Raw genomic sequence first — 15,253 nt, 5'->3', positions numbered from 1 at the left:
CCCGTAGCCCCGCCGACCGGGGTACGGGCCGCCGTAGCAAAGGACGCTCCACGCGCGCGTGGTCAGCTCTCGCCCTCCTCCCAGCCGAAGCTCTTCTCCACGGCTTTGCGCCAGTTGTGGTATTCCCGGTCCCGCACCGAGGCCTCCATGTCCGGAGTCCACTCGACGTCCTTCTGCCAGTGCGCCTTGAGTTCGTCCAGGTCATTCCACACACCGGTGGCCAGGCCGGCCGCGTACGCGGCGCCCAGACAGGTCGTCTCGGAGATCTTCGGCCGAACCACCGGGACGTCGAGTACGTCTGCCTGGTGCTGCATCAGCAGGTTGTTCTTCGTCATGCCGCCGTCGACCTTCAGGGTGGTGATGTGCACCCCGGAGTCCTGGTACATGGCGTCGACGACCTCACGGGTCTGCCAGCTCGTCGCCTCCAGCACGGCGCGCGCGAGGTGCGCCTTCGTGACGTACCGGGTCAGGCCGGTGACCACGCCACGTGCGTCGGAGCGCCAGTACGGCGCGAACAGGCCCGAGAACGCCGGAACGATGTACGCGCCGCCGTTGTCCTCCACGCTGGCTGCGAGAGGTTCGATCTCGTCGGCCGTCCGGATGATGCCGAGCTGGTCCCGGAACCACTGCACGAGCGCGCCCGTGATGGCGATCGCGCCCTCCAGGCAGTAGACCGGCGCCTCAGTGCCGATCTTGTACCCCATCGTCGTCAGCAGTCCGCTCTTCGACGGCACCGGGCGGTCGCCCGTGTTGAGCAGCAGGAAGCTTCCCGTGCCGTACGTGTTCTTGGCGGTGCCCACGTCATAGCAGGCCTGCCCGAACACGGCCGCCTGCTGGTCGCCCAGCGCGGAGGCCACGGGCACACCGGCGAGCTGGCCGACGGCGGTGCCGTACACCTCCGACGAGGAGCGGATCTCGGGCAGCATGGCCTCGGGGATGTTCATGGCCGAGAGGATCGAGGGGTCCCACTGGAGGGTCTCCAGGTTCATCAGCATGGTGCGTCCGGCGTTGGTCACGTCGGTGACGTGCTGGCCGCCGTCCGTGCCGCCGGTGAGGTTCCAGATCAGCCAGGAGTCCATCGTGCCGAAGGCGATCTCACCGCGTTCGGCACGCGCCCGGAGGTCGGGCACATTGTCGAGCAGCCAGGCCGCCTTGGGCCCCGAGAAGTAGGTGGCCAGCGGCAGACCCGTCTGCTCGCGGAAGCGGTCCTGCCCGTCCGAACCACCCAGCTGGTTGCACAGCGACGCCGTCCGCGTGTCCTGCCAGACGATGGCGTTGTGCACCGGCTTGCCCGTGGAGCGGTCCCACAGGAGGGTCGTCTCGCGCTGGTTGGTGATCCCCATCGCGGACAGCTGGTCGGCCCTCAGGCCGGCCTTGGCGATCGCCCCTGCCACCACCGCCTGCACCTTGGACCAGATCTCGGTGGCGTCGTGCTCCACCCAGCCGGGCTTTGGGAAGATCTGGCGGTGCTCACGCTGGTCCACGGCGACGATCGCGCCGTCCTGGTCGAAGACGATGCAGCGGCTCGACGTGGTGCCCTGGTCGATGGCTGCGACGTACTTCGCGGAGTTGTCCGTCATGGCTACCCCTTCGGCTGGTCAGAAGGCTGCGTTGTAGATGAGCGCCCCGAGAATGCCACCGACCGCAGGACCCACCACCGGTACCCAGGAGTACCCCCAGTCGGAAGTCCCCTTGTTCGGGATCGGCAGGAACTGGTGCACGATGCGTGGACCGAGGTCACGAGCGGGGTTGATCGCGTACCCGGTGGGACCACCCAGCGAGAGGCCGATACCGACGACCAGCAAGGACACCAGCAGGATTGAGATGCCGGATCCGTAGATGCCCGCCGCTTCGCCGGGAATGGGGCCGATGCCGACTCCCTGGACGACCCTGTCGTCACCCACCAGTGCCAGGATGGGCAGGACCAGAGCGATGGTCGCGAGGATCTCGGTGATCAGGTTGGCGACGGGGTTCCGGATCTCCGGAATGGTGGAGAAGATGCCCAGCGTCGGAACCGGTTCGTCCACCGTGCCTTCCGTGGTGCCCGTCTTCCGGACGTTGGCCTGGAACTGGGCGAAGTAGAGCAGGTAGGCGAGGACCGCGCCCAGCATGGCGCCCACGATCTGCCCGAGCAGGTAGATCCAGACCTTGTCCCACACGCCCGTGTCGACGGCCAGACCCAGCGTGACCGCAGGGTTGATGTGCCCTCCGGAGAGGGGAGCGGCGGTGTACGCGCCTGCCAGCACGCCGAAGCCCCAGCCGAACGCGATCACCACCCACCCGGCGGCTCGCGCTTTCGAGAATCTGAGGGTGACGGCGGCACACACGCCGGCACCGAACAGGATCAGAATCGCCGTGCCGATCATCTCGCCGACGAAAATGTCTCCGTTACTCATGGCGGCTCCTCAGCCCTGGCCCGGGACGATCGGCCCCGGTTCTCACCTGCAGGGTGCGTTTCCCGTGGCTACTTCAGCCGGAGGCAGGGGTTCCGCGCCCCGCCCGGCATTCGTGACGAGCGTGCCGTCGCAGCCGAATCGCCCGTGGGGAAAGGGGCCTTGGCGCAGGCGCATCCATGCGCCGCAGTGCCGGAATACGCCGCGTATGTACGGCGATGTCGACTGACACCGGAAGTGTTCACCGGCACCTGAGGGGCGTCAAGGTCGCCGACCGCAACGGTTGACGGCCATCCGACGGCCGCCGGGCTCGCGCCGGGCCGACGGGCCGGTTGCTCGGCCATGGCGGCGCCCGATCGGGTCGATGTTCAGATCTGTTCCGGACCCGCGCGGGCCTGGGTGAGCCGCGCGAGGCTTGGCTTATGGTGTCCGGCCTCCGCCGGGCTCCGCCTGAGGGGGGAAACCCGGCCGCACCTGACTCCTCGCTTGCTAGTGTCCAGGATTCACCTGACCTGGCGGTTTCTCAACCGCAGGGGTTCCGCGGCGTTATGACCGCCGCGGAAGGCCCCCGGGGGGCAATCGTCTTCGGCCCCCTGCACGACCTCGACAGCGCCGCAACCCGTGCGCAGGGGCCTCCTGGCGCAGCTGCCGAAGGGCTGTATTCGCCGCGCGCCCGGACCGCCGATCAGGCCCCGCCTGTCAGTACCCCGCCGATCAGCACCCGCCTGTCAGTAGCCCGCCGATCAGCGCCCGCCTGTGACACCCGTCAGTCAGGACCCCGCCGATCAGCACACGCCTGTGACACCCGCCAGTCAGGACCCCGTCCGACAAGATCTCGTCGGCCGGGAACTCCCGCCCGGAGCCCGGACGAGCCCGGTCAGGTCGGCATCCGCAGCAGCGCCTCCCGCCCGCCTCAGACGCCCTGCACGTCCCTCTCGGCCGCAACCCCGCACCCCGCCGACGCCGGCGTCGGTAGCGAGCCCCTGCGGGCTTCGTGGCCCGGCACGCCCGCCCGGCCCAGCACCCAACTCGCCCCGTGCAGCGCCTTCGCCGCCTTCTTCAACGGAGCCAGGCAGGCCGCCGCCTGCCGGTGGCCGGTCACACTGCCCGGTGTGCACAGCACTGTCGCGAGGGACAGCGTGACCGGCCGGCCCCCAGCCGACCAGTCGGCGTCCAGCACCGAAGCAGCCAGCGGATCGAGACCCTCCGGATCGGCGAGCACCAGGAAGTCGTCCCCGCCGATGTGCCCCACGCGCGCGCCCCCCGTCGCGGCCTGTTGCAGCGCGCTTCCCACCGCCCGGATCAGCTCGTCGCCCGCCGCGAACCCTGCCCCGTCGTTGACCTGCTTGAAGCCGTCGACGTCCAGCCAGCTCAACGCGAACGCCCGCCCAGCCGCGATCCGCCGGTCCACCTCGCCGGTGATCGCGTCCGAGCCGGGCAGCCGCGTCAGCGGATTGAGTCCCGCAGCCTCCTCCACCCGTGTCTCGGCCAGCGCCCGCACGAGGTCCGCGAGCCGGACGGCCCCCACGCACCGCCCGAGCTCGTCCACCACGGCCACGTCGTCCGACGTGCGGTCCCGCCCTCCGACCGCCACCACGTCCAGGACCTCCCAGGCCGTGGCGTCGACGCCCACCGTCCGCGGTGGGTCACCGAGCTTGGCCGCGGGCCGGTCGGCGTACAGGGCATGTCCGTAGCGCCCCGACATCGACAGCAGGAAACGGGAGCGGTGCACCGACCGGACCGGCACGCCGGTGGTGTCCACGAGCAGCACCCCGGACACGTCCGGCGCTCCCGTCAACAGGGCGCGCACCTGCCCCGCGGACGCCGTGGCCGGCAGCAGGGCGGCGGGCCGGACGAACTCCCGCACCGACGGCCCGGTCCGCGGTGCGGTCACCTCGGCGGGGGAGCGCGGCGGGACGTAGACGTCCGCGGCGGGCAGGCGCGCCGGCGGTGCGAACAGCTCGCCCTGCGCCAGTTGTGCCCCGCCCGCCAGCGCCGCCGCACACTGCCCCTCGGTCTCCACGCCCTCCACGGCCAGCAGCGCTCCCAGCTCGTCGCACAGGGTCCGCATCGACCGCACCACCGCCGGTCGCGCCAGCAGCGATGCGTCCAGCTTCACCAGGCCGGGGGAGAGGTCCGAGAGCAGCCGCAAGGGCACGTCCCCGTCACCGATCCCGTCCGCACAGATCCGGAAACCCTGCCCGCGCAGCGTGGCCACCGCTTCCAGCAGAGCCTGCTGCGGCACATGCGTGTACGGCGGGCAGAGGTCGATCGTGACTTCCCAGGGCAGCCGCCCCGCCTCCCGCACGGCGTCGTGCAGTGACGGGAGCCCGCCGAGGTCCGCGAGTGTCCCGGCGAACACGTTGACGAACAGCGGAAGCAACGTCTCCTTGCGCACCGCCGCGCGCACCGCCGACACCGCCAGCCGGCAGTCGAGCCCGGGATCCCGGCGCGCCTCGGCAAGGATGTCGCCGGACTCCGGCCGAGCGAGTATCTCCAGCCCCGCGACCGCTCCGGTCGTCAGATTGACCACCGGTTGGAAGGCGAAGCGGAGAGTGTCCGTCCAGGAGTGCACGGCAGCATGATTGATGCCACCGGCACACACTCAGGCGCAGTTCACGAGACGTTCACGCAGCATTCCGGAGCGATCACGGAGCGTATGTCACAGAGGTGGGCGCACGAGCCGCAGCACCCTCTCCGGGCACCGGATGTGAAGACCCGTCGGAACGGCGCGCCATGATGGGCTGAGAATGGGCGACCCACCCCCCCCCACGTCCATCGGGCGGTTGCGTGCCGCCCGCGGTCCCCTTCCACGGCGCCCCCACTCCTGATAGACGCAGGGGCATGACACGACTCACCACCGCGGCACGTGCTCTGATCACCGCGTTCGCCGCCCTGCTGGCGTCGACCGCCCCCACCGCGACCGCCCGGGCCGGTGCCGATCCCAAGGCGCCGGGAGACTTCGTGGCGCTGAGAAGCGTGGATCCGACGATCATTCAGGAGATGCGCTACGTCACCCCGCACAACTTCGTCGGCGAGCGCATCGACGGCTACCGGCAGCCCGTCTGCATCCTCACCCGTCCCGCCGCCGAAGCCCTCCACAAGGCACAGCGGAAGCTCCTGCGCCAGGGCTACACGCTCAAGGTGTACGACTGCTACCGGCCACAACGGGCGGTGGACCACTTCGTCCGCTGGGCCGAGGACCTCGACGACCAGGCCATGAAGGGCGAGTTCTACCCGAACGTCGACAAGACCCGGCTCTTCGCCGACGGGTACATCGCGGCGAAATCCGGCCACAGTCGCGGTTCCACCCTGGACGTCACCCTCGTCAGGCTCCCGGCGAAACCGACCAGGCCCTACCGTCCCGGAGAGCCTCTGGTGCCGTGCTTCGCTCCCCAGGACGAGCGGTTCCCCGACAACTCGGTCGACATGGGGACCGGATTCGACTGCTTCGACACCCTCTCGCACACCCTCGACCCCCGCGTCCAGGGCCGACAGCGCCACAACCGGCTGCTCCTCAAGAGCACCCTGGAAGGGGTCGGCTTCGTGAACCTGGCAGAGGAGTGGTGGCACTACACCTTCAAGCCGGAGGCCTATCCGGACACCTACTTCGACTTCCCCGTGTCCAGGAAGTCGCTGACCAGCGCTCACTGAGCAGCCTGCGCGATGCGCCCTCTCCGTGATCCGCTACAGTCCGCCGCGTGTCCGAGAATCAGCACTCCGCTTCCAACGCCGCGCCGAACTCCCACTGTTCGAGCTGCGGCGCGCCCTACGGAGAGGGCGTCACCGGCTGGCCCCGTACCTGCCCGGTGTGCGAGGCCGTGGCCTACCGCAATCCCCTCCCGGTAGCGGTGGCCCTCCAGCCCGTGTACGACACCCAGGGCACCGCCCTGGTCGTCATCACCCGAACCATCGCCCCCGCGCGCGGGGGGATCGCCCTGCCCGGTGGCTACATCGACGACCGGGAGGACTGGCGGCAGGCCGTCATACGCGAGCTGCGGGAGGAAACCGGCATCGACGCCGCCGGCCATGACGTACGGCTCGCAGACGCGATGAGCTCGCCGGACGGACACCTGCTGCTGTTCGGTCTCCTGCCGGAGCGGCCCGCCGAGGGCCTGCCGCCCTTCGCCGCCACGGACGAGACGGCGAGCCGGCACCTCCTGCGCAGGCCCGAGGAACTCGCCTTCCCCCTGCACACCCTGGCCGTACGGGCCTGGTTCGAGGGCCGGTACATCTGAGCTCACCGCTCAGGCTCCCCGGCCCCGCGGACGCGCACCGGGTAGGGCGGCACGCTCCCGCAGTCCTCACCCTCCCGCTCCACGACCACCCGCGAGCCCGCCCACCGAGCGGTGTAGCGCTCGATCTCCGGCTCGTCCCACCCGTCGCCCCCGTCCGGCACGACCAGCCCGCCCCCGGTACGCCCCAGGGCGGGCGCCCACACCTCCAGTTCCAGCCCGCCGTCCTCCCCGCGTACCGGAAGCACGGCACCCGCGCGCGCCAGCACGGGGATGCGCGACAGGGGCGCCTCGACGAGCACCTTCCCCGGCCCCTCGTACGCCCGCCCTGTCGCGGTGTCGTACCAGCGCCCGCGCGGCAACTGGACCGCACGCCGGTCTGCGCCCGGGTCCAGGACCGGCGCCACCAGCAGGCTGTCACCGAGCAGGAAGGCGTCCTGGCACTCCCGCAGCGCCCGCTCCTCCGGCGCCGCCCACCACAGAGGCCGCACATAGGGCGCCCCCGTACGCCGCGCAAGATGCGCCAGCGTCACGAAGTACGGCAGCAGCCGCCGCCGTTCGACGAGTGCCACGCGCGCGTGCTCCAGCACCTCGCCACCGAACTCCCACGGCTCCCTGCGCCCCGCCCGCAGACTCGCGTGCGTACGGAACAGCGGCAGATACGCGCCCAGCTGGAACCACCGCAGATACAGCTCGGGCGACGGATCCCCGTCGAAGCCCCCGACGTCAGGCCCCGAGTACGGGACACCGCACAGCCCCAGCCCCATCACCAGGGCCAGAGAGGCACGCAGCCCCGGCCAGCCGGTGGCCACATCGCCCGACCACGTCCCTCCGTAGCGCTGCATGCCGGCCCACCCGGAGCGGGAGAACAGGAACGGCCGCTCCTCGGGAGCGAGCTTCCGCAACCCCTCGTAGGCCGCCCTGGCCATGCACAGGGCATACACGTTGTGCGCCTCGCGATGGTCACCGCCCCGCCCCTCCAAGGCGTGCCGGGCCGACCGCGGCAGCGTCGACTCACCGAAGGCGGTGAACGACGTGGGTTCGTTCAAGTCGTGCCAGAAGCCCGAGAAGCCCTGGGCGAGCCGCTCCTCGTAGAGCCCGCCCCACCACGCCCGCACGCGCGCGTGCGTGAAATCAGGAAACACCGCCTCCCCGGACCATGAGACACCCTCCACCACGTCCCCCGATACGCCCCTCACGAACGCGTCCTCAGCGGCCCCGCCGTCGTACACCGCACGGCCGGGGAGGGCCTTCACAGCCGGGTCGACGATCGACACCAGCCTGACGCCGCCCCGCCGGAGCTCCTCGGCCAGGACGGGCAGCTTCGGGAAGCGGTCCTGGTCGACGGTGAAGACCTGATGCGCCTCCAGGTGGTCGATGTCCAGGTGCACGGCGTCCAGCGGCAGCCCGTGCTCCAGGTATGCCGTGACGATCCGCCGCACCTCCTGCTCGCTGCCGAACCCCCACCGTGCGTGATGGTGCCCGAGCGCCCACGCGGGCGGCAGCGCGGGCGCCCCGGTGAGCGAGGCCCAGGCGAGCATCACGCGCGCGGGAGTGCCCACCATCACCCAGCAGCGCAGCGGACCACCGTCCATCCGCAGCTCACTCGTCCCGGCCCGGTCGTGCCCCGAACCCGCGCCCTCCTCGCCCTCCCGCAGCGTCACCGTGCCGTCCCACGAGCTGTCGTGGAACGCCAGGTGCGTACCTCCATCGGACACCACCAGCTGAACTGGCATCGTGATGTACAGCGGGTCGTCCCCCGGTGCGAAGGAACGGCCCGGATCCGTGTTCCACAGCCGGTACGTCCCGTCCGGCAGCCGAGGACCCGAGGCGCGCCCCCCGAGTCCGAAGAACCGCGCGTCGGCGCCCACCTCGGACCGCTGCATCCAGCGCGCCGGGCCGCCGCCGACCGGTTCCCACCACCGCGGCGGCAGATCACGCCGCAGCGTCACGCCACCCGGAGTGAGCACCTCCACCGCGCCGTGCCGCGACACCGCCACCGTCACCCGCTCGGCCACGACACGCCAGCCGCCGTCCTTGTCCGGCTCCAGGACCGCCCGCGGATCGGGCTCCGGGCAACGACCGGCCAGCGCGTACGACGGCTCGGGCTCCGCCCCGTCCCAGCCCCAGAACACAGCCCCGTTCACGGCGACCAGAATCCGCAGCTCCGAGCGGCCGAACCGGACGACACCGCCGCCAGGCCCCGGCTCCGCGCCCTCCACGAGCCCGGGCACCCGCGCACGCTCGGCCCCCCGCGTCGGCAGCCCGGTGGCGTCGGCCCGGTGCCTGCGCCACGCTGCTCGTACGGTGCGCACACCCTGCGCCGCCCCCACCGAAGCCACCGCTTTCACCGAACGCACCAGGTCACGACCGTTCATGCTGCTCACCCTGCCACTGACCGCCTGGCAAACGGGTGCCGTTCAACTGCCGTTCACCCGTGCCAGGACCACATCTTCACGACACGGACTATGTGGGGCGCACCCTGGTGCCGAAGTCGATCACATGGCATTGTCCGTGCCAGCCGCTCACGCGCACACCCCAGCCCGTGCGCGGAGGACGCACACGACGCGCACAGTCCGGGAGCCGACCATGCCCACCGACAGTTTCCAGCCGCTCTGGCAGCCCGACCCCGGGCGCATCGCCCGGGCCCGGATCACCAGGTTCCAGGCCTGGGCCGCCGAACACCACGGCGCCCCAGCCGACGGCGGCTACGCCGCCCTGCAACGCTGGTCCGTCGACGACCTGGACAGCTTCTGGAAAGCCGTCACCGAGTGGTTCGACGTCCGCTTCTCGCACCCCTACGCGCGCGTGCTCGGCGACCGCTCGATGCCGGGCGCCCAGTGGTTCCCCGAAGCGACCCTCAACTACGCCGAGCACGCCCTGCGGGCGGCCGGCACCCGCGCCGACGAACCGGCCCTCCTCTACGTCGACGAGACCCACGAACCACACCCCGTCACCTGGGCCGAGCTGCGCCGCCAGGTCGGCTCCCTCGCCGCCGAACTGCGCACGCTCGGAGTGCGCCCCGGCGACCGCGTCAGCGGCTACCTCCCGAACGTGCCGCAGGCCGTGGTCGCCCTCCTCGCCACCGCCGCCGTCGGCGCGGTCTGGACGTCCTGCGCGCCCGACTTCGGTGCCCGCAGCGTCCTCGACCGCTTCCAGCAGGTCGAACCGGTCGTGCTCGTCACGGTGGACGGCTACCGCTACGGCGGCAAGGAGCACGACCGACGCGAGGTGGTCGCCGAACTGCGCCACGAACTGCCCACCCTGCGCGCAGTGATCCACATCCCGCTCCTCGGCACCGAGGCACCCCAGGGAGCGCTGGAATGGTCGGCCCTGACCTCGGCCGACACGGAGCCCGTCTTCGAGCAGGTGCCCTTCGACCACCCCCTGTGGGTGCTCTACTCCTCCGGCACGACCGGACTGCCCAAGGCCATCGTCCAGTCCCAGGGCGGCATTCTGGTCGAGCACCTCAAGCAGCTCGGCCTGCACTGCGACCTCGGCCCCGAGGACCGCTTCTTCTGGTACACCTCGACCGGCTGGATGATGTGGAACTTCCTCGTCTCCGGCCTGCTCACCGGCACCACGATCGTCCTCTACGACGGCAGCCCCGGTTACCCCGACACGGGCGCCCAGTGGCGGATCGCCGAACGCACGAAGGCCACCCTCTACGGCACCTCGGCCGCCTACGTCATGGCCTGCCGCAAGGCGGACGTGCATCCCTCCCGCGACTTCGACCTCTCCTCGGTCCAGTGCGTCGCCACCACCGGCTCGCCCCTGCCGCCCGACGGCTTCCGCTGGCTCCACGACGAGGTCCGCGACGACCTGTGGATCGCCTCCGTCAGCGGCGGCACCGACGTGTGCTCCTGCTTCGCCGGAGCCGTACCCACCCTCCCGGTCCACGTCGGCGAGCTCCAGGCCCCCTGCCTCGGCACCGACCTCCAGTCCTGGGACACCGACGGCAGCCCCCTCATCGACGAGGTCGGCGAACTCGTCGTCACCAACCCCATGCCGTCGATGCCCATCCACTTCTGGAACGACCCCGACGGCAGCCGCTACCACGACAGCTACTTCGACACCTACCCCGGCGTGTGGCGGCACGGCGACTGGATCACCGTCACCTCCCGCGGATCCGTCGTCATCCACGGCCGTTCCGACTCCACGCTCAACCGCCAGGGTGTGCGGATGGGATCCGCCGACATCTACGAAGCCGTCGAGCGGCTCCCCGAGATCAAAGAGTCCCTCGTCATCGGCATCGAACAGCCCGACGGCGGCTACTGGATGCCCCTCTTCGTGCACCTGGCTCCCGGAGCCGTCCTCGACGAGGCCCTGCTGAACCGCATCAAGCAGACGATCCGCGAGCAACTGTCTCCACGTCACGTCCCCGACGAGATCATCGAAGTACCCGGCGTCCCGCACACCCTCACCGGCAAGCGCATCGAGGTCCCCGTCAAGCGCCTCCTCCAGGGCACCCCGCTGGAGAAGGCGGTCAACCCGGGCTCCATCGACAACCTCGGCCTGCTGAACTTCTACGAGGACCTGGCCCGCAAGCGCGCCTGACCACGTCCACTCCCCGTCACACACTCGCCGTCACCGGTGCTCAGGGGCAGTTCACATGGCTACACCCCATGTGAACTGCCCCTTTCCAGCTTCTCCTGTGTACGCGATCACCCCGAGCCGGGCCATTGTCAGTGGCGCCGCTTACTGTGAGTGAGCATCGATCGACCGTGCACAGGGGGAACAATGGCGCACACCGACAACCGGACCATGCGACGCGTCCTGCACCGCGAAATCGCCGGCACCATCGGCCTGCTGACCGACGAACACGACTTCCGCGTCATGCGGCGCTACCGCAGCTTCACCTTCGCCGACCACGCGACCTACCTGAAACAGGTGGAGGCTCTCCTCAGGTCCCGCGCCCTACAGGGCAGCCACACCACCGTGGCCCTCTTCGACCCCGAGGAATACGCCGCGTTCTGCACACACAAGGGCCTGGACCCCGACCACCCGTCGAGCCGCACACGCTTCACCGCACAGGTCGCGGCCACAGGCCCGACCCTTCCCTACGACGGCCGCCCACTGGCCGACCTGCTCCCGGCCCTCGTCGACGAGGCGGTACGGCAGGCCACCTGGGAGTACGCGACCACCCTCCTCGCCCGCCTGGGCGCCTGCACCTCCTGCGGCGAAGACATCGGACGCGCCGCCTTCGCCCGAGCCGCCAGCCTGCTCGTCCGCATCCTCGACACCGCCCCACCCGGCGACCGCCACCTCGTCTGCAGCGTCACCGGACCGCCCGAAACCCTCACCGCCGCCCTTCACATCACCGACGACGGGGACTCCCTGGAACTGAACGAAACCGAAGCCCTCGAATTCACCACCATCGTGGCCCTCGGCCTGGCCACCGAGCGCCCCGGAGGACTCGTCATCCGCGTCAGCGCCCCGGACACACCCGACCGCGTCTACGGCTGGCGCATGCGCGCCCACGGACTCGAACCCCTCACCGCAGGAGAGGTCTTCGACGCCTATTGCACCGACGTCGAATCGGGAGACCTGATCTCCCCTGAATCCAACGTCGACTACTGCGCGCCGCCCGACCTCGGGGAGGAGCCCACCCCTGGGCACCAGCACTGAAACGACGGGAGGGGCGCCCCACCTCGGTAGAGCGCCCCTCCCGGGAAAACCGTCGCCGCGGGCCCGGCCCGGCCTATTCGCCCGACAGCACCGCCTGCGCGGCGCTGCGCGCATCCTCAGCGCTGTCCGTCGCCCGCGCCGCCGCAGCAGCCCGCTCGCACTGCGCGAGCGTGTACTTCGCCAGCGTCGCCCTGACATAGGGGATCGACGCGGCACCCATCGAGAGAGAGGTGACGCCCAGACCGGTCAGCACACATGCGAGCAGCGGGTCGGACGCGGCCTCGCCGCAGACCCCACAGCTCTTGCCCTCGGCCTTTGCCGCCTCGGCGGACAGCTCCACCAGGTCGAGCAGAGCGGGCTGCCACGGATCCTGCAGACGGGACACAGCGCCCACCTGACGGTCGGCGGCGAAGGTGTACTGAGCGAGGTCGTTCGTCCCCAGCGACAGGAACTCGACCTCCTGAAGGATCGAGCGGGCCCGCAGCGCGGCCGACGGGATCTCGACCATCGCACCGAACTTCGCGCGCAGCCCAGCCTCACGGCAGGCGTCCGCGAAGGCCCGGGCATCCGTACGGTCCGCCACCATCGGGGCCATGACCTCGAGGTAGACGGGCAGCCCCTCCGCGGCCTTGGCCAGCGCGGTCAGCTGGGTACGCAGGACCTCCGGGTGGTCGAGGAGCGTCCGCAGCCCCCGCACGCCGAGCGCCGGGTTCGGCTCGTCGGCCGGCGTGAGGAAGTCGAGCGGCTTGTCCGCGCCCGCGTCCAGCACCCGCACCACCACACGCCCCTCGGGGAACGCCTCAAGCACCTGCCGGTACGCAGCGACTTGCTTCTCCTCGGACGGCGCCTGCTTGCTGTCGTCCAGGAAGAGGAACTCGGTACGGAAAAGACCCACGCCCTCGGCACCGGCCTCGACGGCGGCCGCCACATCAGCGGGGCCACCGATGTTCGCGAGCAGCGGCACCTTGTGACCGTCCGCCGTGGCTCCGGGCCCGGTCGACGCCGCCAGCGCCGCCTTCCGCTCGGCGGCCGCGGTCTCGAGCTGAGCCTTCTTCTCGTCGCTCGGATCCACGAAGATCTCGCCCGTGCTGCCGTCGACCGCGATCATTGTGCCCTCGGCCAGCTCACCGGCCCCCGGCAGCGCCACCACGGCCGGCACACCGAGCGCCCGCGCCAGAATCGCGCTGTGGCTGGTCGGACCGCCCTCTTCCGTGACGAAGCCGAGCACCAGCGTCGGGTCCAGCAGCGCGGTGTCGGCCGGAGCGAGGTCACGGGCAACCAGGACGTAGGGCTCGTCGCTGTCGGGGACGCCCGGCATCGGCACCCCCAGCAGACGCGCGACGATGCGATTCCGCACGTCGTCCAGGTCGGCCACGCGACCAGCCAGGTACTCACCGGCCCCCGCCAGCAGCTCGCGGTAGGAGGCGAACGCGTCGTACACCCCGCGCTCCGCCGTGCTGCCGACGGCGATCCGCCGCTCCACATCGGCCATCAACTCGGGGTCCTGGGCCATCATGGCCTGCGCCTCGAGCACGGCCTGGGCTTCACCGCCGGCCAGGTTGCCGCGCGCCATCAGGTCAGCCGCCACCGCCTCCACGGCCTTGCGGGCGCGCCCCTGCTCACGCTCCGCCTCTTCCGCCGGGATCTGCTTCGCGGGCGGCTCGAGCACCGCCGTTCCCATGTGCCGAACCTCGCCGATGGCCACACCGTGGCTCACTCCGACGCCTCGCAGCGTTGTCTCCATCTCACCCGTCTCCGATAGAGCGGCGGGCCCCGCCGCCGCGGTGGTTGTCGTACTCGCCGTCATAGGACGGCACTGACATCACTTCCAGAGGAAGAGACTGTCGCCGGCCTTCACTTCGCCGTCGATGCGAAGATCGGAGAGGGCTTCGACCGTGGCCTCCAGGGCCACGACCGGGCAGATCGCGGACTTGCCGGCGGCCTCGACGGCAGCCGGGTTCCAGCGAACGACCCCCTGGCCGCGCGCGACGGTGTCGCCCTTGTTCACGAGCAACTCGAAACCCTCGCCGTTGAGCTGCACGGTGTCGATACCCAGGTGGGTGAGCACGCCGTGTCCGCTCTCGTCGACGACGACGAACGCGTGGGGGTGCATGGAGACGATGACGCCGTCCACGGGGGAGACGGCCTCGGAGGGCTCACGTACGGGGTCGATCGCTGTGCCCGGGCCGACCATGGCCCCGGAGAAGACGGGATCCGGCACGGCTGCCAGTCCGATGGCGCGTCCTGCGAGCGGGGACGTCACGGTGGTCATGGGAAGCCTCCCAGGGGTGGAGATCGATATGGCCGTCCCTGTAGGTACCGGGCGGCACACTGTTCAGCAGCGTATGTCACCTGAAGTGCCGGTTCCGCGAGAGCACCTCGAAGTGGTCTAGACCATACCCCAAATCGATTTGCACCCGCTCCGCGGCCGCGTGTACAGTCGTGCTCCTGCCTGGGGCTGAGCGATGCGACCTCGCATCCTGGCCGGGCAGCAACCAACTTGTCAGATCCTAACTTTGGATCACCTTCTGCATGCCCGCAGGAGAGTGGTCAGGGGGCCGGAAAAACACTGATAGAGTTTGGAACATCGAAGGGAAGCGCCCGGAGGAAAGCCCGAGAGGGTGAGTACAAAGGAAGCGACCGTTCCTTGAGAACTCAACAGCGTGCCAAAAGTCAACGCCAGATATGTTGATACCCCGTCCATCGGACAACCGATGGTCGAGGTTCCTTTGAAATAACACAGCGAGGACGCTGTGAACGGTCGGGCCTATTCCGCCTGACTGTTCCGCTCTCGTGGTGTTGCACCGGATTACCGGTACACATTCACGGAGAGTTTGATCCTGGCTCAGGACGAACGCTGGCGGCGTGCTTAACACATGCAAGTCGAACGATGAACCACTTCGGTGGGGATTAGTGGCGAACGGGTGAGTAACACGTGGGCAATCTGCCCTGCACTCTGGGACAAGCCCTGGAAACGGGGTCTAATACCGGATACTG

At 70.2% G+C, this 15,253-nt stretch carries 10 protein-coding genes and 1 rRNA gene; 5 read left to right on the top strand and 6 right to left on the bottom strand.

Features of this window, described 5'->3' with window-relative positions; genetic code table 11:
• Positions 1 to 62: 62 nt before the first annotated feature.
• The 3 genes from glpK to GTY56_RS36575 all read right to left on the bottom strand — a co-directional run bounded on the left by glpK (position 63) and on the right by GTY56_RS36575 (position 4,968).
• A complete protein-coding gene (gene glpK / locus GTY56_RS36585; RefSeq protein ID WP_161369578.1) occupies positions 63 to 1,580 on the bottom strand; it encodes a glycerol kinase GlpK in 1,518 nt (505 codons plus the stop codon).
• A gap of 18 nt (positions 1,581 to 1,598) precedes the next feature.
• Positions 1,599 to 2,396 (bottom strand): MIP/aquaporin family protein, encoded by a 798-nt coding sequence (locus tag GTY56_RS36580; RefSeq protein WP_161369577.1) that lies wholly within the window; start codon positions 2,394 to 2,396, stop codon positions 1,599 to 1,601.
• A gap of 910 nt (positions 2,397 to 3,306) precedes the next feature.
• The gene (locus GTY56_RS36575) at positions 3,307 to 4,968 is read right to left on the bottom strand and encodes an EAL domain-containing protein (RefSeq protein ID WP_161369576.1); all 1,662 of its coding nucleotides are present in this window, start codon (positions 4,966 to 4,968) and stop codon (positions 3,307 to 3,309) included.
• A gap of 269 nt (positions 4,969 to 5,237) precedes the next feature.
• Between GTY56_RS36575 and GTY56_RS36570 the strand changes: the two genes are divergently transcribed.
• Entirely contained in the window at positions 5,238 to 6,047 is an 810-nt protein-coding gene (locus tag GTY56_RS36570; protein WP_161369575.1) for a M15 family metallopeptidase, read from the top strand.
• Between the two features lie 47 nt (positions 6,048 to 6,094).
• Entirely contained in the window at positions 6,095 to 6,631 is a 537-nt protein-coding gene (locus GTY56_RS36565) for an NUDIX domain-containing protein (RefSeq protein ID WP_161369574.1), read from the top strand.
• Positions 6,632 to 6,633: 2 nt separating this feature from the next.
• On the opposite strand, the gene GTY56_RS36560 is transcribed toward GTY56_RS36565, so the two are convergent.
• Entirely contained in the window at positions 6,634 to 9,006 is a 2,373-nt protein-coding gene (locus GTY56_RS36560) for a glycoside hydrolase family 31 protein (protein ID WP_161369573.1), read from the bottom strand.
• A gap of 211 nt (positions 9,007 to 9,217) precedes the next feature.
• On the opposite strand from GTY56_RS36560, the gene GTY56_RS36555 reads away from it, so the two are divergent.
• Together GTY56_RS36555 and GTY56_RS36550 are read left to right on the top strand one after the other, a co-directional pair.
• Positions 9,218 to 11,185: an acetoacetate--CoA ligase gene (locus GTY56_RS36555; protein ID WP_161369572.1), complete on the top strand. Its 1,968-nt coding sequence runs from the start codon at positions 9,218 to 9,220 to the stop codon at positions 11,183 to 11,185.
• A 183-nt stretch (positions 11,186 to 11,368) separates the two neighbouring features.
• Positions 11,369 to 12,256 (top strand): DUF8829 domain-containing protein, encoded by an 888-nt coding sequence (locus GTY56_RS36550; protein ID WP_161369571.1) that lies wholly within the window; start codon positions 11,369 to 11,371, stop codon positions 12,254 to 12,256.
• A gap of 73 nt (positions 12,257 to 12,329) precedes the next feature.
• Here the strand turns inward: GTY56_RS36550 and ptsP are convergent, their stop codons facing one another.
• Both ptsP and GTY56_RS36540 read right to left on the bottom strand, forming a co-directional pair.
• A complete protein-coding gene (gene ptsP, locus GTY56_RS36545) occupies positions 12,330 to 14,000 on the bottom strand; it encodes a phosphoenolpyruvate--protein phosphotransferase (RefSeq protein ID WP_161369584.1) in 1,671 nt (556 codons plus the stop codon).
• A 78-nt stretch (positions 14,001 to 14,078) separates the two neighbouring features.
• A complete protein-coding gene (locus GTY56_RS36540; protein WP_161369570.1) occupies positions 14,079 to 14,528 on the bottom strand; it encodes a PTS sugar transporter subunit IIA in 450 nt (149 codons plus the stop codon).
• Positions 14,529 to 15,078: 550 nt separating this feature from the next.
• Between GTY56_RS36540 and GTY56_RS36535 the strand changes: the two genes are divergently transcribed.
• Positions 15,079 to 15,253 (top strand): 16S ribosomal RNA (locus GTY56_RS36535); the annotation flags it as partial.

This window comes from Streptomyces sp. SID5643 (assembly GCF_009872555.1).
GTDB lineage: Bacteria > Actinomycetota > Actinomycetes > Streptomycetales > Streptomycetaceae > Streptomyces > Streptomyces iakyrus.
Note: the sequence above shows the minus strand (reverse complement) of the source record. Positions and strands in the feature narration are given on the sequence as shown.